General features: G+C 34.8%; 17 protein-coding genes. 3 read left to right on the forward strand and 14 right to left on the reverse strand.

What is annotated here, in order from left to right:
- Nucleotides 1–252: 252 nt before the first annotated feature.
- Complete coding sequence (locus HR057_RS12325) at nucleotides 253–489, reverse strand: hypothetical protein (RefSeq protein ID WP_173731749.1); 237 nt, start codon at nucleotides 487–489, stop codon at nucleotides 253–255.
- Between the two features lie 157 nt (nucleotides 490–646).
- Between HR057_RS12325 and pdaB the strand changes: the two genes are divergently transcribed.
- Entirely contained in the window at nucleotides 647–1,405 is a 759-nt protein-coding gene (gene pdaB, locus HR057_RS12330) for a polysaccharide deacetylase family sporulation protein PdaB (protein WP_173731750.1), read from the forward strand.
- Nucleotides 1,406–1,468: 63 nt separating this feature from the next.
- On the opposite strand, the gene HR057_RS12335 is transcribed toward pdaB, so the two are convergent.
- A complete protein-coding gene (locus HR057_RS12335) occupies nucleotides 1,469–2,080 on the reverse strand; it encodes a KinB-signaling pathway activation protein (protein ID WP_173731751.1) in 612 nt (203 codons plus the stop codon).
- A gap of 141 nt (nucleotides 2,081–2,221) precedes the next feature.
- On the opposite strand from HR057_RS12335, the gene gerD reads away from it, so the two are divergent.
- Complete coding sequence (gene gerD / locus HR057_RS12340; protein WP_173731752.1) at nucleotides 2,222–2,845, forward strand: spore germination lipoprotein GerD; 624 nt, start codon at nucleotides 2,222–2,224, stop codon at nucleotides 2,843–2,845.
- A 211-nt stretch (nucleotides 2,846–3,056) separates the two neighbouring features.
- Here the strand turns inward: gerD and HR057_RS12345 are convergent, their stop codons facing one another.
- The 3 genes from HR057_RS12345 to HR057_RS12355 form a co-directional block, all read right to left on the reverse strand.
- Complete coding sequence (locus HR057_RS12345; RefSeq protein ID WP_173731753.1) at nucleotides 3,057–4,106, reverse strand: Mrp/NBP35 family ATP-binding protein; 1,050 nt, start codon at nucleotides 4,104–4,106, stop codon at nucleotides 3,057–3,059.
- A gap of 76 nt (nucleotides 4,107–4,182) precedes the next feature.
- Nucleotides 4,183–4,899 carry an N-acetylmuramoyl-L-alanine amidase CwlD gene (gene cwlD / locus HR057_RS12350; RefSeq protein WP_173731754.1) on the reverse strand — a complete coding sequence of 239 codons (717 nt, stop codon included), beginning with the start codon at nucleotides 4,897–4,899 and terminating at the stop codon, nucleotides 4,183–4,185.
- Between the two features lie 86 nt (nucleotides 4,900–4,985).
- Entirely contained in the window at nucleotides 4,986–5,429 is a 444-nt protein-coding gene (locus HR057_RS12355; RefSeq protein WP_173731755.1) for a DUF2521 family protein, read from the reverse strand.
- A 359-nt stretch (nucleotides 5,430–5,788) separates the two neighbouring features.
- Here HR057_RS12355 and HR057_RS12360 point away from each other — a divergent pair, with 359 nt between their 5' ends.
- A complete protein-coding gene (locus tag HR057_RS12360; protein ID WP_173731756.1) occupies nucleotides 5,789–6,685 on the forward strand; it encodes a DNA adenine methylase in 897 nt (298 codons plus the stop codon).
- A gap of 144 nt (nucleotides 6,686–6,829) precedes the next feature.
- Here HR057_RS12360 and HR057_RS12365 read toward each other — a convergent pair whose 3' ends face one another.
- The 9 genes from HR057_RS12365 to HR057_RS12405 all read right to left on the reverse strand — a co-directional run bounded on the left by HR057_RS12365 (nucleotide 6,830) and on the right by HR057_RS12405 (nucleotide 22,363).
- A complete protein-coding gene (locus HR057_RS12365) occupies nucleotides 6,830–9,760 on the reverse strand; it encodes a DEAD/DEAH box helicase family protein (RefSeq protein WP_173731757.1) in 2,931 nt (976 codons plus the stop codon).
- 5 nt (nucleotides 9,761–9,765) lie between these two features.
- Nucleotides 9,766–12,198 (reverse strand): site-specific DNA-methyltransferase, encoded by a 2,433-nt coding sequence (locus tag HR057_RS12370; protein WP_173731758.1) that lies wholly within the window; start codon nucleotides 12,196–12,198, stop codon nucleotides 9,766–9,768.
- Between the two features lie 759 nt (nucleotides 12,199–12,957).
- Nucleotides 12,958–14,367, reverse strand: a complete 1,410-nt coding sequence (gene lpdA, locus HR057_RS12375; RefSeq protein WP_173731759.1) for a dihydrolipoyl dehydrogenase — start codon at nucleotides 14,365–14,367, stop codon at nucleotides 12,958–12,960.
- A 70-nt stretch (nucleotides 14,368–14,437) separates the two neighbouring features.
- Nucleotides 14,438–15,691 carry a dihydrolipoamide acetyltransferase family protein gene (locus tag HR057_RS12380; RefSeq protein ID WP_173731760.1) on the reverse strand — a complete coding sequence of 418 codons (1,254 nt, stop codon included), beginning with the start codon at nucleotides 15,689–15,691 and terminating at the stop codon, nucleotides 14,438–14,440.
- A gap of 12 nt (nucleotides 15,692–15,703) precedes the next feature.
- Nucleotides 15,704–16,699, reverse strand: a complete 996-nt coding sequence (locus HR057_RS12385) for an alpha-ketoacid dehydrogenase subunit beta (protein ID WP_173731761.1) — start codon at nucleotides 16,697–16,699, stop codon at nucleotides 15,704–15,706.
- Nucleotides 16,700–17,761, reverse strand: a complete 1,062-nt coding sequence (pdhA, locus tag HR057_RS12390) for a pyruvate dehydrogenase (acetyl-transferring) E1 component subunit alpha (RefSeq protein WP_173731824.1) — start codon at nucleotides 17,759–17,761, stop codon at nucleotides 16,700–16,702.
- Nucleotides 17,762–17,820: 59 nt separating this feature from the next.
- Nucleotides 17,821–18,894 (reverse strand): Glu/Leu/Phe/Val family dehydrogenase, encoded by a 1,074-nt coding sequence (locus HR057_RS12395; protein ID WP_173731825.1) that lies wholly within the window; start codon nucleotides 18,892–18,894, stop codon nucleotides 17,821–17,823.
- Nucleotides 18,895–19,257: 363 nt separating this feature from the next.
- The gene (locus tag HR057_RS12400) at nucleotides 19,258–20,667 is read right to left on the reverse strand and encodes an amino acid permease (RefSeq protein WP_173731762.1); all 1,410 of its coding nucleotides are present in this window, start codon (nucleotides 20,665–20,667) and stop codon (nucleotides 19,258–19,260) included.
- 79 nt (nucleotides 20,668–20,746) lie between these two features.
- Nucleotides 20,747–22,363 carry a sigma 54-interacting transcriptional regulator gene (locus tag HR057_RS12405; protein WP_173731763.1) on the reverse strand — a complete coding sequence of 539 codons (1,617 nt, stop codon included), beginning with the start codon at nucleotides 22,361–22,363 and terminating at the stop codon, nucleotides 20,747–20,749.
- Nucleotides 22,364–22,520 lie beyond the last annotated feature (157 nt).

A 22,520-nucleotide genomic window follows, 5' to 3' on the forward strand; every position in this document is an offset into this window, starting at 1 on the left:
CGTTGAATAAAACATTCAACATTGCCGCACGCTTGACATTTTGTTTAGTTTTCAAAGATCATTGAACTTTTTTAGCATCACACTCAAAGAACTATCATCTTCGTGACGCTCTATTATATTAACATCTCTTTTCGCAGAAGTCAATATATCTTTTTTCTTTTTAATTAAATGTTTAATTTAACATAAATCTCTGTTCGAGACTTTTTTTATTTTAGCAGGATGATTTAAAGGAGTCAATAAAGTTTTTATTAATTATTTAATTTTTTTTTGGCATTTATATTTTTTTGCTCGAACATACTTACTGTATTCAGATTGCGAAGCAAATCTTTTTAATAGATTAAATAAAACTTGATAACGGTCTTCCATTGCATCCTTAACGATATGATCTATTCTTGAATCGTTTAAATCATGTAATATTTCATCCATTTCTCTTTTTATTAAGTATTCCAACTCTTTCATTTCTCTATTATTAACTATAAATGCAAGCATATTTTCACCTTTCTTCGTTGTTTGTTACTTACCAAATTGCCAGATTCTGTACAGATAATATTTCTCATTATTACAAGAATTTATTCATAGCCTTGTCCTACTTAGCATATTTATTTATTAGCGAATACCGTTTTACACTTGTCAGGGAGGTTATTACATGAGTTTTTATGTAATTAACGGTAAGAAGGTAAAGCAATCTCTTATCGTTGTCATTGCTGCTTTTTTTGCAGCACTTGTTTTGTATATGGGAAATTTACAAACGGCCGTTTTTTCTACTAAAGAAGGTCCGATGGCCATTTATAAGGGTGAAAAAGCAGGAAAGAAAATCGCACTTACTTTTGATATTAATTGGGGAGATGAACAAGCCGAAAAGATCTTGGATGTTCTCAAAAATGAAGGAGTTAAAAATACCACTTTTTTTATTTCTGCATCTTGGGCAGAAAGGCACCCACAGATCGTTGAAAGAATTATAAAAGAAGGTCATGAGATCGGCAGTCTAGGTTATCATTACCGTAATTACGTTGATGGGGATGAGAAAAAGATCAGAAGAGACATCTTAATGGCTGGCGAAACTTTTAAAAAATTAGGTGTTAAAGATGTAAAGTATTTCCGTACTCCAAATGGAAACTTCAACAAAAAAATCTTAAGAATTGCCGATGCTTATGGATACTCGATTGTTCATTATAGTGTCGATTCGAAAGATTATACAAATCCAGGTGTTGATAAAATTGTGGAGAATGTTGTTCCTGCTGTGAGCGGTGGAGATATCGTGTTGCTACATGCCTCCGATTCTGCACTTCAAACTGAAAAAGCATTGCCGCTTATCATTAAGGGGTTAAAAGCCAAAAGTTTGAAAAGTGTTACAATTGATGAATTGATCTCTAATGCGGATATTAGAACTTCTGAAATAAAATAAGCCAAGCAAGAAGGCAAGCAGAGAAAAAGAATAATTTTTCTCTCCTTGCCCTATTTTTTTGACTTATTTAGCAGATCCTCTTTTACTTGCTTGGTTTAATTTATATAGAATAAACAGCTGCCATGTATTGCATATTAATAGTGGAAAAATCATTAATAATAACCAATTCTGCTCATTGGCACGTAAAGCAGGCACCCACTCAATAATTGAGACGGCTACCATAAAAAATAATGCTGGGATAAAAGCTGCTTGGTTTGTTTGCTTCACCTTAAAATAAGCTACAACAAGTCCATAAAGCAAGATCAATAATGCCGGAACAACGTAAGGAAGAAGTGGATCCCCTGGTTTGGCAAATGCTTGATAGCGTAAATAAACAAAATCAAATAAAACGAAAATGGTAAGCAAAATTTGCACAGAACCCCATAACGATTTAAAAATACCTAACCCGAAACGATGAACGGTTAAATACGCGAAATACCCAGCTTGACTAATTAAACTAAAAATAAATCCTACCCCTAAGAACCAAAAAGCAACTGAAATGATTTCGATTACATCAAACTCTAGGAATAATGTAGAGTAACGCCCCCATTCCACAGCGAACCCTACAAATATAGTGCTAATGCCACCTAACAATAATGTTGAAATAAATAAATAAACCCAACTTCGACTAGTCACTTTTTTTGCCTCCAACAGAATAACTTCTTGTCTAATTGTATCAATCACCTTCCTAAAATGCTATATCAATTGAACGCATATTTTTTTAAATTTTTATCATATTAAAAGATAGGAAAGACTTCTTGAAAGGAGCTAAACTATATGAAAAACTATGCAATGCTCCTCGTACTTTTATTGCTTTTCATATATGGGTGTGCACCAGCTGAACAAGGAAACGGACAAACTGGTGATTATGAGGGGACAAAAAAATTAGTCATCGATATTTTAAAAACTGATGAAGGAAAAAAAGCAATTGAAGATGTCTTAGCAGATGAAAAAACAAAAGCAAAACTCATTATGGAAGAATCGGTCGTAAAAGAAACAATTAAAGGTGTACTTACCTCAAAAGAAGCAGAACAATTTTGGAAAAAACAATTTGAAGATCCAAAATTTGCAGAAGCCTTTGCAAAATCCATGCAAAAAGAACATGAAAAACTAATTAAAGATTTAATGAAAGACCCGGAATATCAATCATTAATGATAGATATTTTAAAAAATCCGGAAATGGAACAACAATTAAGAGATGTTTTGAAATCTCAACAATATAGAGAACAAATGAAATCGGTAATAATGGAAACGCTAGAAAGCCCGCTTTTCAAAGCAAGAATGCAGGATCTTCTAATTAAAGGCGCCCAAGAAATTCAAAAAGGCGGCGGTCAAGAAGAAGGAGACAGCGGACAAGAAGGCGGTGGCCAAGACGGTCAAGGTAGTGAAGGAACTAGCTAATTTAGCATACAAGCTCTTGACTATGAAAGGAAGTACTTAGGGACTGTGAGTTAAAGATCTAAAGTATATTGCTTTTTGACCCAAAATCATTTTTGGATTTTAGAGAACAAAATTTGAAAACTTATACAAAGCTCTAAAATCCAATTTTTCAATGTAAAAAATGTCAGGTACTCTTCTATTTTTAAGAAGTGTACCTGACATTTTTATTTCATTATTTATTCGTAAGTTCGACGACTTGTTCCGCAATTTTCATATAAATTTGACCTATTTTATCATCTTCATCATAAATGGATGGAGCGAAATCTTTTTCATCAATTTCCGGCTGTCCGAGCGGAATTTGTCCAAGGAGTGTCGTGTTCAAATCCTCAGCAAGTTTCTTTCCGCCTCCTTTGCCAAAAATGTACTCTTTCTCACCTGTTAACTTACTTTCAAAATAAGACATATTTTCTATGACACCTAAAAGTTCGTGCTCCGTTTTTACTGCCATTGCACCTGCCCGTGCTGCAACAAAAGCTGCAGTTGGATGCGGCGTTGTGACAATAATTTCTTTACAATGAGGAATCATCTGATGAACATCCAATGCCACGTCACCTGTTCCTGGCGGTAAGTCTAATAATAAATAATCAAGGTCACCCCAGTCAACTTCAGTGAAGAACTGGTTCAGCATCTTACCAAGCATTGGGCCTCTCCAAATAATTGGCGCATTATCTTCAACAAAAAAGCCCATGGAAATCACTTTAACACCAAAACGGTTAACTGGCATAATACGGTCATTTTTAACTTCCGGACGATCTACAATTCCCATCATATCAGGAACACTGAAACCATAAATATCAGCATCTACTAAACCAACTTTTTTTCCTAATCTAGCCAAAGCGACTGCCAGATTTACGGAAACAGTGGATTTCCCTACTCCGCCTTTACCACTGGCAATTGCAATAAATGTCGTTTTCGTTCCTGGCGATAAAATAGATGTTGTATTTGATTCAGAAGCAAATTTTGCAACTACTTCTGGCGGAAGTTGGCTAAAACGAATACCAACTGTATTGGCGCCTGCATTTTTCAAAGCATTTACTATTTGCTGTTGAATTTGAATTTGCTCACCAGTGCCAACTTTCGCAATGGCAACTTTTACACTGACATGATTTTTTTCTTCTTTAATGCTTATTTCTTCAATACCATTTGTTTCTTCAAGCGTTTTATGTAAAAAAGGGTCCTTCAACTTTCCTAGTATATCTCTTACCTGTTCTCTTGTTACCAAGAAACCCACCACCTAATGATTAATTGTTAACACTATGATTATAACACAATTATAGTTGAATAAAACCTCAGTTTGTCTATTGGTTTGAATCTTTCGGCTTCTCTGTGTATAAGCGTAGGATTCCTTGATAAATACTTGCCGCAACTTTATCTTGATAAGCTTTTGTCTTCAGTTTTTCCCTTTCGGCTGGATTTGAAAGGAATCCGGCTTCTACTAATACCGATGGCATTTTTGCTTCTTTTAATACATACACATGGTTGATAGCTTTGGCATGTCTGACTGTATTTCCTAAATTAATTTGCATTTCCTTTTGAATAAGCTCTGCTAAACGTTTATTTTCTTCATAACGCGGGTAATAAAAAGTTTGCGCTCCGCTCCATCTTGGAGAAGGCAATGAATTGAGATGAACAGAAATAAGCAAGTCGCCATTAGAATTATTAATGAGTTCCACCCGTCTCATTAAATCTTGAGTCTTTCTCCGACTGTAACCTTTTAAATCTTTATCTGCTAAATCATTGTCATCTTCCCGAGTCATGATTACAAGTGCGCCGGCTTCTTGTAAATAATCTCTTAAAAGTAATGATATGTTGAAGGCAATGTCTTTTTCATAAGCACCTTCTGGCCCGGCGCCAGGATCTGGATAGCCGTGCCCCGGATCAACAATGATCACTTTCCCCGATAAAGGTAAACTCCAAGAATCCCAAGTATTAAGAATAGAAAACTGATATTGAAAAAGAAAAAATAATAAGACTGTTCCGCATATAAATATGAAAAACTGTATTTTTCTTTTCATTTTTTGGCACCCCTCGTATTTTTCCTACTTCACTATATGGGACAAGAGGAATAAATATGAGGGGATTTTATTTAGCTTAATATTGGTTAATGCAAACGCATTTTGTATCTTCTTTCACCTTTCCGAAAACCTTCTGTCCACCAATATAAAGCAAATTGTTCGACTGCTATATACATGGCTTCACCCATCTGATCATTGCCATCTATAGCACCCCAATACTCTAAATAGTCTAATAAAGAATCGGTATAATATTTGATCTCGCTTTCACATCTTGCTCTTACTTGCTCTTCAGTTTCACCATAAAAGCCAAATCGGCTCATTGTAGCGCCTAAAATATATAGCTCAATAGCAATATCAACGCTTCCATCTTCAACCGCTGTGCGAAAAATCGAATGAGAGCGGAAAAATGGAGAAAAATAATAAGATATTTTTTCCTTTATTTGTTTCAACGAAAGTTCACGCAATACTTTTCGCTCAAAAGCTATACGCTTTGCTTCACGCCTCTCTTGCAAAGTTGTAATAACATTCATCACTCTTCACGCCTTTTCGAAATGATTCATTAACCTTTTTAAGAAGAAAAAATTATCAATGCTGTTCAAGTATGTGTGACCTTCATGTATTTAAAATATATTGTTGTACATGAAAGATATTCTCATTCATTGAAAAATGAACCGTAATAAAACCAATTTATAGGAAAGAAAAATGGTGACTCTAGTTCTTAAGGAATTTTTTATCCAATTGCTACGAAAAACGGTGAAGCATTAAATAGTGCACAATACACTGCATTTTTTAGACATTAAATGATCATGGGAATCCGTTGGCCGAACAAACAAATTGTGTTTAAATGGAGGAAGATAAACATATAAAAATGATCTAAGGTGAGCACAAGATGAAACCTTTTCTTAAATACCGCGGGGGGAAAACGACAGAAATTAAATATTTTCAACAACATATCCCACAAACGTTTGATACGTATTATGAACCTTTTGTAGGCGGCGGTGCCGTATTTTTTCATTTAAATCATAGAAAATCTGTCATTAATGATATTAATGAAAAATTAATGAAAACCTATTGGGACATTAAAAATAATTACCATGAAGTTCGAAAACAGTTAGATCTTCTTCAAGACATTTATGAAAAAAATCAAAAAGAATACGAAGCGTTGAAAAGGCAATTTCCAAATGACAAGGTGCCTAATAAAAATGAAGAGTTATATTATAAGATGAGAGAGGAATTCAATCATCCAACTGGAGAATGGTTGGAATCTGTCGTATATTTTTTTATTAATAAAACTTCCTATAGCGGAATGATCCGATACAATAAGCAAAGAGAATATAATGTCCCTTTTGGCAGATACAAAACCTTTAATACAAAATTATTAACGGAGGAACATTCTCATCTATTGAAGAGAACCGACATTTATAATGGAGATTACTCTAAACTATTTTCACTAGCTACTTCTAGCGATTTTATGTTTCTTGATCCGCCTTACGATTGCATTTTTTCCGATTATGGCAATGAAAAATTTACAGGTGATTTTGATGAGGATGAACATCGAAGGCTCGCTCAAGATTTCAAGAATCTCGATTGTATGGCATTAATGATTATTAGTAAAACCCCATTAACCACTGAACTTTATAACAAATATGTAGTGGATGAATATCATAAAAATTATTCCGTCAATATTCGGAACCGCTTTAAAAATGAAGCAAAACATTTGGTTATCCGAAATTTCGATCCCGCTAAAATAAAATTTAATAAAGAAAAAATTTCAATTCATATGTAAAGAAAGGGGCTTTCAGAAAGCCCCTTTCTGCATTTTGTGTTAATTGACTAGCGGAATTTCTTTCAAGATGCGAAAAATAACTCTCATATATATAATGATTAGCTGCCTATATTTTCACAAATTTTCGAAAGGCCTGGAGCACAATTAAATAAACAGCTCGTCCACATTCGATGCCCAATAATCCTTATACATAGCAGGTGGCTTTTTATCTTTAGAAAATAGCTTCAACGAAGTGGAAATCGTTAAACCGTTGTATTGAAAGTTTTTATTTTCAAACAATCGAATAAAACCATCGACTTTATAGGTCCAATTTGTATGCTCCATTCCTTTTGGATCGACAAACAGGATCTTATACTTATTATCTTTTATAAACCAAAAAATAAAATCTGGATGGAATTTATGAAATTTATTTTCGTGGTAATAAGGAATATAAATATTGTCTACCGTTTCATCTAATTTGCTAAACATCCAATAGTCGTACGTTTCTTTGATCTGGTCTTGATGACTGGTAATATAATTTTCAAGCGCACGAATAAACTCTACTTCACTTTCGTTTTTAATAATATGGTTGATATAGTCAACTTTCTCATCATCGGAAACAATTAAAGGGATATAGTAATGTTCTGGGATATAAGTTAATGTTAGTTCTTTGTAGGTTATTTTCTTTTTACCTTTATGAATCAATGCCTGCTTTTCTTTAAATTGTTGCTTCGTTATTTTCCCATCCATCAATAAACTTATTAATTCATCTTCATCGATTGTCCCGCTCTCTTTTGAATGAATAACGGCTTGGACTTTTTCCTTCATGATCTCAGCTTCGTTTTTTGACACATAAATCTTTTTATAATGTTCGATTTCATCCTTGACTTCTTTAAAACCGGAGACGAAGTTTTCTTTATATTTTATGTGCCGTATAAGTTTTTCAACTAATATTGAAAGATCTTTGTAATGATGCCCTTCGTCCATTTGAAAAATGTCCTTTTCTTTACCTAAAATCACTTCTTTTAAAAGTTGATATTCAGAAACTGTCAAATCAAATTGCAGCAATACAGCTTGGATGGGGATACTACTAAAATATATTTTCAATCTTCCCAATGAACTCGTTGAAATTTTGAATTTCGGCATCCGTGCAATATGAACATCTTTTTTTCGGTATTCTGGAATGAGCAAAGGAAATGGAGCACTATTTTTTTCTAATTCAATGATCATCGGTTTATCCTTCGTTAAATCATCTTTTAATCCGAAAATTTGCTCTAAAACATTTTTATTCGTGGAAAATAAAAATAACGTTTCTAATAGCGGGACATACTCCCTCATTGCGTTATACTCTTCTGTTGTAATCTTGCCAGCATTCATTAAAAATAAGAGCCGTTTTCTTTCATTTGGCAGCGGTTCAAGCCGAATGCCCCTTCCTATTGATTGCAATAAAAATTTTTTTGCATCTGTTGAAGTACCTATATTTATATAATTGATAACATTCGGGCGTGTAGAATCCCAACCTTCATAAAAAGATCGTGATCCCATTAAAATATTGATATCGCCGCTTTCGTTCAGCCCCTCAAAATAACTCCTATTTTCGAAGGCATTTGAAAAATCGAAGCCTTCAAGCATTTCTTTTTCCCATTCATGGACATTCCCGATTTTTATCAAAGCAAAAGGATTCGATGTTAAATCTGACGTTTTTAATCGGAATGCAATTTCTTTATCATTATTCGATCGAATCACTTCAATGCTTCCAAAGTTTTCAGAATTAAAGACCTCTCTTAATACATGTTTTGGTGTTATATTTTTTATCATTGATAAGTTAAACTTTAATTTTCCATCACCGACTGCCAGCTCTTTGTTCTTTGTAAATTCTTGGTACAGTTCCTCTTTAGCTAAATCAAAAATCGATTGATCAAAATTTTCTTCTGACGCAAAATGTAATAAAGCTATAAAAAATATTTTGAGATCTGCATCTTTCTTATTTACAGAATTGACAAGCGTCACTAATAGCGGACTATGGTAAAAGGCTGGATTGATTTTTTTGACCTCTTTCGCAGATAGTTTTATTAGAGTCAAAGTAATGAGCGTTTTGTAAGTAATTTTCAATTTTTCTTCCAGCGGAAAATCATTTTTGCTGGTTTTAAAAGAAGTAAATTCTGAACTGCTTATATAAACATTTTTTCCATACCCATCTTCATTAAATTGCATGATATCGTAATTCTTTACGGTTGTTGCGATATCAGATACATCTGTAAAGGTGGCGGAAAAGTTAAACAAAAACCCATTTCTCGATAATATCGAATAATACGCTTGCCTTTTTGAATGTTCCTTCCCGCCTTTATGGGCTTCATCTAGCAGGACATACCAATTTCCATCATTATCATAATCCCTAAAAGATACATACGCTTCCGTATTTTCATCGGAAATTAAATCCGATCGATAATAAAAAACTTTAATTTCTCCTAAATCAAAAGCGATTTCACTTTTTACCTTCTCATATTCTTTTAAATCGATGAGCTCTATATATGGATTTTTAGGATCTTGGTTAAATTCATCGACTAATTTTTTCGTCTGATTTATTAAGTCTTCTCTTGGAGCAAGCAAAAGAATATCTTTCTTCGGTATTTCATTCAATTTTTGTAAATAATCAAGCAATTGGATGACTTTAATAATCAATAAGCTTTTCCCGCTCCCTGTCGACATGGAAAAAGCCATCCGATTGACAAAATTCATGAAGCTAATTTCTTTATTGTGGTCAGTTTCATAATATTCTTCAAAAATGTTGTACAAAAAACCCTCTTTTTTTGTATTTTTCACAGACAGTTTCGCAATATTTTTATCAAAAGCATTATAGCGATCATAAAGCTGTCTTTTTCTAATTATATTTTCTGATGTTCCTTCAGTTCCCGCATAATCAAATCCTTGTTCGTAAAATAAATACAGCGCTTTTATTGCATGATGAATCGCATCTTGTTGATAGTCGAACAAATTTTTATAATGCGAGAATTTTTTCGCATCAAACCCAGTCCAATTTTCAGGGAGATCATAAATATTTATGGCAGAAACCATTTTTTCTAAGATTGGTTTCATGAACTCTAGCACCACCAAATCAAAGGTTTAATATAGTGGTAATCCATGTTTTCTAAATCTACCACTAGCCCATTCTCGAATGTTACTTTCGATTTCTCTAATTTTTCTATTTTCTGACCAAATAAACAGGATAAAGTCTCTGCTAAATCAATATTTGGATAAATGCGATTGACATTGACCTTTATTTCATTGCCTTCCATTTCTAATGCGTCAGCCATTTTCATATCTCTTAAAAATACATATTGTTCAAATGGCGACTTTCTTTCATCGACTAACAGAAATTCCGCATCTTTATAATGAACTTTCTTCAATGTATCTTCATACTGCTCTAGGTGGTAATACTTCATGACATGGGAATGCCCAACGTTGCCGCTCTTATTAGGGGTATTAAAAATAACTCTTTTAATTCTAGGAAGCATGATCGTATCGAACCATTCGTCAATTTCCACATTGATATACTTCCGATTCCCGCCATCATCACTATTTACAGCAACAACTGCATGGGCGGTTGTCCCTGTGCCAGCATTAAAATCCATAATGATGTCATCTGGTTCCGTTGATACTTCAATAATTCTTTTAATTAAGTCCACAGGCTTTTGTGTTTCAAAATTTTCTCTTTCACTTGAATTTGCGGATAATGGTTTTACCATCTCATCCACCCAAATATCTCCGACAGGATTTCCTACCTTCTCATCTAAATATCTTTTTACCCGCGGCATTCCAGTTTTCGTAAAAATAATTAATCCTTTTTTTATTCCTTCATCAATTTTTTCTTGGCTCCAAATCCAATGTTTCCCTTCAGGCGGATACTTTAGTTCACCGTTAAAAATTCTTGGTCCGCCTTGACCTTTTTGCGTAAAGTCAAAATCGCCATATCTTCGTCCCGTGCCCTCTTCAATATGTTTATAATTTTGATCATCCTTTTCCGATTGGATAAACACTTTTTTCAATTGTTGCCGCTTCGGTGTCTTTCTATAAACTAAAATAGTATCGTGAACATTGGAGAAAAAGTTGCTTTGCTTTTTCGCTGACGTTAGTTTTTGCCAAATAATTTCATTGACAAAATTTTCCTCACCAAAAATCTTATCTAAAAGCATTCGAAGCCGATGTGTTTCATCTTCATCGATACTAATAAAAATCAAACCATCGTCCGTTAAAAATTCCCTAGCCAACGTTAATCGATTCTCCATCATCGTTAGCCAAGTAGAATGTTGGAAATTATCTTTATAAAGAAAACCATCATCGCCCGTATTATATAAAGGATCAATGTATATGCATTTGACTTGTCCTTTAAACTTTTCTTTTAACGTATTCAATGCATGATAGCTGTCACTTTTAACAAACCATCCATTCATCTCTTCATCTAAATGTTGAAAAGCCGAAACGATTTTCTCTTTCAAGTCCGGAAAGTACTTCGTATCAAATGGAAGAAACTGATATTGTTCTTTTGTTAATTCATCTAAGGTAAATGAATTTTGCACAAACCCAAGAGACTTCCACTCTTGTATTTGTTCTTCCATCCCTTTGCTTTCAACAATTTGGTTTAAAATGGTCTTTTCAATTTTATCTTTTGTGATTATATAGTTGCTGTTTAATACAAATTTCGGTTTGTTCCAGATTTTTACTAATTCATCTTCAAATTGAGATATAAAATCTATAATATGAAAAGCCACTTTTTTCATAGCTGTGATTTGGTTGATTCTCGTGCTTTCATAATAATTTAATTCCTTAAACATATATTGGTACAGCCATAAATCGAATTGTTCTTGCAAGAACTGCTTTGCATTTTTGTTGATAAAAAAGTCTACTTCACTTTGCTTTTTAAATAATTTTATTGCTTTATTCAACGTTTCTTCCGTTAATTCATCACACCCGGCATTTGCAGCTTTTTTTATTAGGTCTGAAATGTTTATCTTTTTATTGGAATATTGAGCTTTCAGTTTAATCGTATTTTTTTCTGCATGTACGAGTTCAAAAACTAAATCACGTTTTTCGTTATTCTTTTTCATTTCGATTTCAGAAGCATCAAATATAAATTGAAATTGTTTTACATTTACTTTCATAGATTTAAAAATGACATCCGTTTTAACATAATAAAGCATATTGGTTTTCCAAAACAGGACCACATCTTCTTTATTCGAATAAACTCTTTCGTAAACACTTTTGTACCAAGGAGTATTACTAAAATAAATCGACCCGCTCTCATTGAAATATCTAGAAAAAAAGGTATACAGCTTATCAAAAAGTTCTTCCCGGAAATTAGGAAACCTCTCAAGTTCTTGATCAATAATGGCTAACAAATGTTCTTTAATATCCGCAAAATATTGCGCCTTTATATTCATTAAGTTTATGTAACCTGATTCAGCTTTACTTTCAATCTTCGTTCCAATAAATATGTCTTCTAAAGCTGACAAGAAAATTTCTTCCTTCGTTTTCATCTATTTCCCTCCTTATCATCCTACTTTATTTCATCGTCTAAGATTGAGACATTTAGTCAACGGCTAATTTCATCTTCAAGTCTGTAATAAGACGTTTAGTTTTATGGGAATATAATAAAAATACTTTTGAGCTCTTATGGAAAGCTTTTTAACTTATTTTATACTTAAAATGAAAATTGCGCACATGGAGGGGATAAAGACTTTTCAAAATAGAGATAGGAATTTCTTATGTTATAAATGGACTACTACTGCCGAGTAGGAGGTTGACATACAACAAAAGAAAGATCGTCATGTTGTTAGCATCATTATATGAAGCATTACTTCCTAGTTAACAATATTCATCGTATAAAAAGCCACCTTGCACCACTCTGTTTATTTTTTCTACTATTCCCTCTGCTCCCTTCACCATGGATTTCACACCAATAAAGAATCTCTCTATATAATTCATTGTTTTTTTATCGAGACCTAGCACTTTTTCTAGTTTTATTTTCTCGCAATATTTATCCCATAACAAAATTTCCAATGTTAAAGTACGTAAAAATATATTGTATGATCTCCCTGATTCACCAAAATTTCTTTCTATTTAACCAAATCCATTTCTATAAATGTTTTCACAAAGGTGATAGCTGCTCTATTGGCATTAAGAAGAATGCCACTATTATATGATCATAGGTGGTCAAAAGTCTTTTCAAAGTATATAAAAAAGACCCCCAACCAAATCGGTTGAGAGCCATTTTTTAAATGAACATCATATCCACTTTACTTGATCACATGGATCGGGTGACCAAGGGCAACTTCAGCTGCTTCCATTGTAATTTCCCCAAGTGTTGGATGGGCATGGATGGTTAATGCAACGTCTTCAGCTCTTAAGCAATTTTCAACAGCTAAACTTAATTCTGAAATTAATTCTGAGGCATTTGGTCCGACTATTTGTGCCCCAATGATTACATTATCTTTTTTACGTGTTATTAATTTCATAAAGCCTTCCGTATCATCTAATGACAAAGCACGCCCATTTGCTTGGAACGGGAATTTCGACACATTTATTTCGATTCCTTGTTCCCTAGCTAAACCCTCTGTATAACCTACTGTTGCTAATTCTGGATCTGTGTAACAAACAGCAGGAATGCCGTAATAATCAATTACAGAGTTCATGCCGCTAATAACCTCAGCTGCAATCTTACCTTCATATGATGCTTTATGGGCGAGTGGAGGACCTTCTACTATATCTCCAATTGCAAAAATATTACTGATATTTGTCCGGCACTGTTTATCTATTTTTATTAAACCACGATCTGTTAATAAAATCCCAATCTTTTCAAGACCCATTTCATCTGTATTAGGTTTTCTTCCGACCGTAACTAAACAATAATCTGCATCGATTGTCTCTATATTTCCATTTATATTTACTTTTACTTGTACACCATCAATTTGCTCAATAACTTCACTAACCATGGCTTTCGTATGGATAACCACGCCTTTTTTTGATAAACGCTTCTTTACAATTTGTGTCATTTGGTTTTCGAAGCCAGCAAGTATATTTTCCGAACCTTCTAAAATGATTACTTCAGTTCCAAAACTTGCATAAGCCGACCCTAATTCTGTGCCGATATATCCTCCACCGATCACTACCATTTTCTTTGGTATTTCTTGCAAGTTCAGCGCTCCTGTTGAATCCATTACACGCTTTGAAAATTTAATATTGGGCAGCTCAATTGGACGTGAACCAGTGGCGATGATCGCATGCTTAAATGTATAGGTTTGCGAATGATTTTCATCCATGACACGTGCTGTATTTTGATCAACAAAATAGACTTCACCTTTTACAAGGTCAACATGATTTGCTTTTAATAGACTACTAACTCCACTCGTTAATTTATGAATTACGCTTACTTTCCATTCTTGAACTTTAGTAAAGTCCACGCTTACATTTTCCGCTTTAATACCCATATCCTCAGATTTCTTAGCATATTCATAGCGGTGACTAGCTGAAATTAATGCCTTTGAAGGTATACAACCTACATTTAGACAAACTCCACCGACTTTATCTTTTTCTACAATTGTAACCTTTTGCCCAAGCTGGGCTGCACGTATAGCAGCAACATAACCACCAGGCCCCGCACCAACAACAAGAGTATCTATTTCTATTGGAAAATCTCCTACAACCATATCGTTTCCTCCGAAGAATAAATTTTTAATGAGGCCTAGCTAAGCTTCAAAAATGTATTGCCTACCATTTTTACATCAACTCCAAAAAGAGGAGTTTCGGATTTTCGATCAATGATTTAAATCGATTTGTAAAAGCAACAGCTGTTCCGCCGTCTGCAACACGGTGATCGAATGTCATCGTAATATTCATCATGGAACGAATTACAATTTCATCTTGATCATTAACTACCGGCATTTTTCTAGTTTTATGAAATGCCATTAATGCAGTTTCCGGGTAATTAATAATTGGTGTTGCTCCAATGCTGCCTAAAGGTCCAACATTGCTTATTGTAATGGTGCTGCCCGTCATTTCTTTTGGATTTAGTTTTCCTTCCTGTGCTTTTTTCGTTAACTCTTTCATTTCAGCATGAATTTGTAAAAGTGATTTTTTATGCACGTCCCTTAGTACAGGTACAATCAATCCTTGGTCTGTATCAGTAGCAAGCCCAATGTGGACAACCTTTTCGAGGCGAATGACTTCATTTTCTTCATCTAATTTTGCATTAAACACCGGAAAATCTTTTAATGAAATTGCTAATGCTTTTAGGAAGAAAGCCACTGCTGAAATATTGACATCCATCGACTTTAATTCATTTCTAAAGTTAATTAAATTTGTCATATCGATCTCTTCAAAATGAGAGACGTGTGGAATCGTATAAAGCGACTTCACCATTTTCTTTGCTATTTGCTTTCTAATTCCTCTAAACGGAATAACATCAGGTTCTACTGCCCTCTCTTCTGTTTCAAATACTTCTTTAACAGTTTGGGACTCAAATTCATTTAGAGCATTTTTCTGTTGTTGAATATATCGATAGACATCCTCTTCCAAAATTCGTCCAGCAGGACCTGTTCCTTTTACTAGCGAAAGGTCGACATTATTCTCTCTGGCAATTTTACGCGTATAAGGTGTTGCAATGACCCTGTCTTCTCTACCTTCTCTATTCACAAAAACGTTTTTTTGTAAAGTAGTTTCTTTTTCTGTTGACGATGCAGTTTTATCTGAATGAAGAGGTTGAGAATGTTCTGCTTTTGTCTCTACATTTGTTCCATTTTCTTCTTCAATTTTTATAATCGTTGTACCGACGGTAATAGTTGTTCCAGGTTCGATTAAGATTTCTTTTATGGTACCGGAAACTGGCGAGGAAATTTCTGCGACCATTTTTTCGGTTTGCACTTCAACTAATGGTTGGTCAATACTCACTTTGTCACCAACTGCTACAAAATATGTTAGGATGTCTCCTTCGTGTATTCCTTCACCAATATCATGTAATTTAACCTCTACCACTTTTTCACCTCCTTAAAAGTTAATTACTTCTTCTATCGCTTCCATTACCCGGGCAGGGGTTGGCAAATAATGATTTTCCAACGCGAATAATGGTACATGAACGTCTGGTCCCGTTACTCGTTCAATTGGTGCCTTCATATATAAGAAAGAAGTGTCATTTATAATTGAGACAATATCATTTCCTACTCCGCCTGTTGCATGTGCTTCATGAACAATGACACAGCGTCCAGTTTTTTGGACGGATTCTGCAATTATGTCTTTATCTATTGGATATAATGTCCTGAGGTCGATCACATCGCAGCTAATTCCTTTTTTCTCAGCCTCTTCGCTAGCTTTCATGGCAACTGCCATCATGGCTCCCCAAGCAATGACGGTGACATCTTTGCCTTCTTTTACTTTTTTTCCTTTTCCAATCTCAACTGTATACTTTCCTTCCGGCACCTCTCCACGAACAGAACGATAAGCCCGTAGTGGTTCTAAGAAGAGCACCGGATCCGGGTCCTCGATAGATGCAATAAGTAAACCTTTTGCATCAAACGGGTTGGAGGGGCATACAACTTTAATACCCGGCATGTGAGTAAATAAAGCCTCTGCGCTATCCGAGTGAATTTCCGGAGCATGAACACCCGCTCCATATGGCGCACGGATCACTAGCGGTACTGTAAAAGTTCCCAACGAACGATAGCGCATGCGTACAGCATGAGTCATGATTTGCTCGTAGGCAGGATATATAAATCCGAAAAATTGAATTTCCGCAATTGGCAACATTCCGTTGATTGCCATTCCAATCGCAGTACCTATAATTCCAGATTCGCTTAGCGGGGTATCAAAAACACGTTCCTCACCAAATTCTCTTTGAAGTCCTTCTGTAGCACGGAAAACTCCTCCGCTCTTTCCTACATCTTCCCCAAAAATAATAACTTCCTCACGTTCTTTAAGCATGACACGCATCGCGTCAGTAATCGCTTGAATCATTGTTAATTGTTTCGTACTAACCATCATTGCCATCTATTTTTCACCTCGCAAATGCCGTAAATATCGATCCTTTTGTTCTTGAATGGTCCATGTTGGCACTGCAAAAATATGGTCAAACATATCATTTACATTTGGCGGAGGCATCGTTTCTAACCTTTTTACAACTTCTTCAATTTCAATTCTTGCCTCTTCAGCAACGTTTTGGATCCATAAATCATCTGCATATCCCCGTTGTTTCATAAAGGATTCCAAGCGTGTAATCGGATCAAATTCCCGTCGCTTTTCACTTTCTGTTTGGTCCCGATATTTAGTAGGATCGTCTGCAGTTGTATGAGCACCGTAACGCCAAGTTACCGCTTCAATTAATGTAGGACCTTCCCCATTCCGAGCACGTTCGAGCGCTTTTTTTGTTTCAAAATAAACTGCAAATATATCGTTCCCGTCAATACGAACGCCTGGAATATCATATGCAATCGCCTTTTGAGCAATTGTTCTTGAATTCATTTGTCTCCAAATTGGTACAGAAATGGCATAACCATTGTTCTGATTAAAAAATACAACTGGTGCTTTAAAAACACTTGCCATATTTAACCCCTCATGAAAATCTCCTTCAGAGGTTGCACCATCTCCGAAATATACAATTGCAGCTTGTTTGGAGCCTCGTTTTTTGGATGCCATTGCGATTCCTGTTGCAATCGGAAGCTGAGTGGCAATCGGAACAGATACAGGCAATATATTCTTTCCTTTAGGAGGAACATTCCCTTCTACTCTACCAAGCCATATGGATAGATTATAAATTGACTTGGCGAATATATTGCAGGCTGCATGGTCTCTATATGTTGGATACATCCAATCATCATCTTCAAGTGCCAACGCACTTCCTACTTGTGCAGCTTCCTGCCCTTCAATAGGGGGATAAGTCCCAAGTCGGCCTTGTCGTTGTAAATTAATGCACTTGCGGTCAAGCGTTCTAATTCGGACCATATGGCGGTAAAAGTCTTGTGACATTTCCTTTGTCACGATTGATTCATAGGATTTATCTACTAATTCTCCATTCTTATCAACAATTTGTTTGATAGGAAATTCTAATTCTATCTTCAAAGTCTTCACCACACATTTCTAAAAATTTAGGTTATTACAGATAACACAGACTTTTAACAACCTACATATTTACTTTTTATTCCTGCAATTTTTTTAATTTTATTTTCAACTAATAAATTAGCTGCTTTATAGGTTGGTATATTTTCTTTCTTTGAAATGCTATAAATCTGTCCTAAAATGTCATAGATCCTTCTGGCATTCGCGAAAGCCCTTTCATGATTGTATTCATGAAGTTCATCAGCAACTTGAATTAATCCTCCTGCGTTCGCAACATAATCAGGCGCATATAATATTCCTTTTTCATGAAGAATGTCCCCATGACGTTCTTCTTTCAGCACATTATTGGCTGCCCCTACAATGGCTGAACACTTGAGTTGAGGAATTGTCTGATCATTAATAACAGCACCAAGGGCGTTAGGAGAAAATATGTCACATTCAACGGAGTAAATTTTGTTAGGCTCTACTGCTTTAATACCTTCATACTGATCCAAAACTTTTTGGATGTTGTCTTCAAATATATCCGTGACAATTAATTTTGCTCCTTCATCATATAAGTGCTTTACAAGACATTGTCCTACTTTTCCAAGGCCTTGAACTGCTATCGTTAGACCCTCTAATGAATCTGTACCAAACACTTCCTTCGCTGTTGCTTTCATTGCATTCCAAACACCAAAGGCCGTGATGACAGCAGAGTTTCCACTTCCACCATATTCCTTCGGTAAACCAACAAGATAGCTTGTTTGTTTAGCTGCTGATACAAAATCCATTCCTACTGTTCCAACATCTGTGCCGGTATAAAAGCGTCCCTTCATTGTTTCAACAAAAGAGCCAAATGCTTGGAACAATTCATCTGATTTTTCACTTTTTGGATCGCCTATGATGACTGCTTTCCCTCCACCATAATTCACACCAGATACTGCACATTTATATGTCATTCCCTTTGATAAACGTAGCGCATCCAGGATTGCATCGTTTGTTGATTCGTAATTCCACATTCTACAGCCGCCGAGAGCGGGACCAAGTGTTGTATCATGAATAGCAATAATCGCTTTAAGACCTGTTGATTTATCATAATTAAATATTAATTGCTCATGGCCATGCTTTTTCATCTCTTCAAAAATGTCCAGGATTTTCTTTTGTTCCTCTGTCAATGCCATTTTCGTTTCCCCCAAATTGTATAGTTCATTATTTAAATTCTCTTCACTGTTTTATATTGCAAAAATCATGCCAATTTTTTGGAGAACTAAAGAAAGGAGTGATCTGGAAAGGATTGTTATTCTGAAAGCGCAAAAAATTTATATATTCATTTAAAAAATTTTTTAATTTAAAAGGTTTTGTATCTAAATAATACGAAAATTTATGAAAGCGTTTAAATAAATTGTCAACTTTTCTTGACAGTGTTAAAAAAAGTTGACACACAATTATGTTTTTTGAACTAGAAATGAAAAGACCCTTATCAATTTTTTGATAAGAGTCTTCATTTCAATAGATTATCCAAGCTTTTTTTCTAGTAAAACGCTTTCATCATTGCTTATTGAACGGTTTTTTACTTTATAACCTACATAAAGTAATCCAAACCAAATTGGTGCAACAAACAAGGCAACTCGCATATCTTCGATAAATGCGATCATTATAATTACAAATGCGAGAAATGCTAATGAAAAATATGAAGAGTAAGGATGTAATGGCATTTTAAATTTTAAACGACTTACCTCTTCTTTTGATTTTACCTTCCTAAATTTTATTTGGGTGAGTAAAATGACTGTCCAGTTCGTGATGACTGCAACGGTTGCTACTGAAGAAATATACATAAATACTTTTTCAGGTACAATATAATTCAAGAACACTGCGACTAGCAAGAAAGCAGATGAGAATAAGATTCCCCTACTTGGTGTACTGTTTTTGTTCAGTTTACTGAAATATTTAGGTCCATGATTTTGTAATGACAGATTGTACAACATTCTGCCCGTGCTAAATAGACCGCTATTAAATGCTGATAAAGCAGCTGTAAGAACAACAAGATTAATTATATGGGCTGCACCTGGGATCCCAATTTTATCAAAAATAAGCACAAATGGACTGCCATCTAATCCAACTTCATTCCATGGATATAAAATCATCATGATCCCTAAGGCACCAATGTAAAATACAAGTATACGCCAGATTACATTATTAATGGCTAATGGAAGTGTTTTTTCTGGGTTTTTTGCTTCCCCTGCTGTAATCCCAATTAATTCAACACCGCCAAAAGAAAACATAACCAAGACAAGCGAAAACAAAATTCCTGTGATACCATTTGGGATAAAGCCCCCATTTACCCATAAATTATCAAATCCAATTGGCTCTCCACCATTACCAATGCCAAATAAAATAATACCAAGTCCTGCTAAAATCATTCCGATGATCGCCAGAACTTTAATAAGGGCAAACCAAAATTCAAATTCCCCAAAAGCTTTTACATTTAATAAATTCACAGCTGTAATGAGAATTAGAGCGACTAATGCTGAAAGCCATTGGGGTACTTCAGGAAACCAATAATTCACATAGACACCTACGACTGTTATTTCAGCCATTCCTACAACTACCCACATAAACCAGTATGTCCACCCGCTTAAATAGCCGGCAAAATGTCCAAGATAACGATTGGCATAGGAACTGAAAGATCCGGAAACAGGCTCAGCAACTGCCATTTCTCCGAGCGCTCTCATAATTGTAAAAATGACGAGTCCGCCAATTAAATAAGAGATTAAGATTGCTGGACCTGCCATTTGAATGGTAGCACTTGAACCGTAAAATAGCCCTACACCAATAGCACCCCCAAGGGCTATTAGTTGAATATGTCTGTTACTTAACCCCCTCTGTAATCCTTCTTTTTCATGCGAGACTTTTTCCAAATTCATAAGCAAAACTCCTTTTATAAATTTTTTCGTATATTTAGTATGCAAATGTTGTGCCAGAAAAAAGGGGGGCTACTTTTTGCTAATTCTCATTTGGTTTTTCCTCTGAATGAATACCATATTTTCTCATCTTATTAATGACAGTCGTATTGGATATACCGAGGGCTTTACCGGCTTTTCTAGATGATTTGTGAACTTTTAACACTTGAGATAGAACCTTTCGCTCAACTTCACAAACTATATCTTTTAATTGGGGGATATTCTGTTCTAAGTTTATCTTAATCAAAAGGGAGTCCTCTTTGTTTAAAACGGACTGCTTATCAGATAAATTCGTCCATTCTATAAAATCTTGAACTGTAATGACAGGTCTTGTGATGATATTGATGATTCTTTCCAATATATTTTCCAACTGGCGTACATTTCCTGGCCATGACTGTTCCATTAAAAATTTCATTCCGGCATTGTCAATATTAACAATCTCTTTCCCCAGCTTCCTGCATATCTTTTGGGTCAAATGATTAACTAAAAGTGGTATGTCCTCTTTTCGATCCCTAAGTGGTGGTATAAAAAGTGGCACTACATTCAATCGATAGTATAAATCCTCTCGAAATTTACCGTCGTTGACCATTTCCTCTAAATTTCTATGAGTTGCTGCTATAATTCGAACATCAATAGGTATTTCCTTGTTACTTCCAATTCTTCGGATCGTTTTTTCCTGTAATACACGGAGCAAACGAACCTGCATGTGCAATGATAATTCACCAACTTCATCGAGGAATAAAGTACCTTTGTTTGCTTGTTCAAATAAGCCCCTTTTTCCTCCTTTCACTGCACCGGTGAAAGCTCCCTCCACATAGCCAAATAATTCACTTTCTAATAAAGATTCAGGCAAAGCTGCACAGTTAATGATGATAAACGGTTGATCTGCCCGGTTGCTTTCGGTATGAATTGCACGCGCAAACAGCTCTTTTCCTGTCCCACTTTCACCTCTGATTAGAATGGTTGAAGTGCTTTTTGATACAATTTTTGCAGTCTCAATAATTTTTCGCATTTGTGGACTTTGAAATATGATTTCATGAAATGAAAATGGCGAATGTTTATCCACCTTAGATATAATTTCTTCAACCTGTTTGAAATCTTTAATTGTTGCAACTGCTCCAATGATATTACCGGATTTATTAAGAATTGGAACACCGCTTGTAAAATAATGTATAACTTTATTCCCTTTTTTATATTTCATTTCATGCAGGCTATAAGACTCACCTGTTTTTAGCGTTTTGAGAATAGGAGTATTATTAGGAAATACATTCTCAATCTTTTGACCGACAGGGTTTTCATTATTTAAATAAAATATTTCTTTCGCTTTTTCATTGATATGTGTAATTACACCTAAGTGGTTGACCGCAATTACTCCTTCACTAACTGAATTAAGAATCGTTGACAACTGTTGCTCACGTTGCTCATAAGGCATAAAGTCCACTTTAGTAACGGACTTAATTCCTTCTATCTGTTTTAAAGATGCAATAAGCGATTCAATATCACATGAAGCGCTTTCAAATTTAATGCTCATTTTTTCTCGAACTTTGGCTTCCATTCCTACAAGATTGATGTTTTTTTCTTTCAGTAATCCGAGCACTTCGTATCCTAAACCTATTCGGTCGTCAAACCATATATCAAGAATAATATCCCTTTCGGACATTTGCATCTCCCCCATAAATGGACTTTCAATACTCCATCGTCCAATAAATTAAATAGCCGCTAATTAAAATTTTTTATATAAAAAGTACATCAATATAATGGTCTCACATTTACAAAATTGATTCAATTTAAATTACTTCCAATTGGTATAAAAAAGA

This window comes from Calidifontibacillus erzurumensis (genome assembly GCF_013303125.1).
In the GTDB taxonomy this organism is placed as follows: Bacteria; Bacillota; Bacilli; order Bacillales; family Bacillaceae_J; genus Calidifontibacillus; species Calidifontibacillus erzurumensis.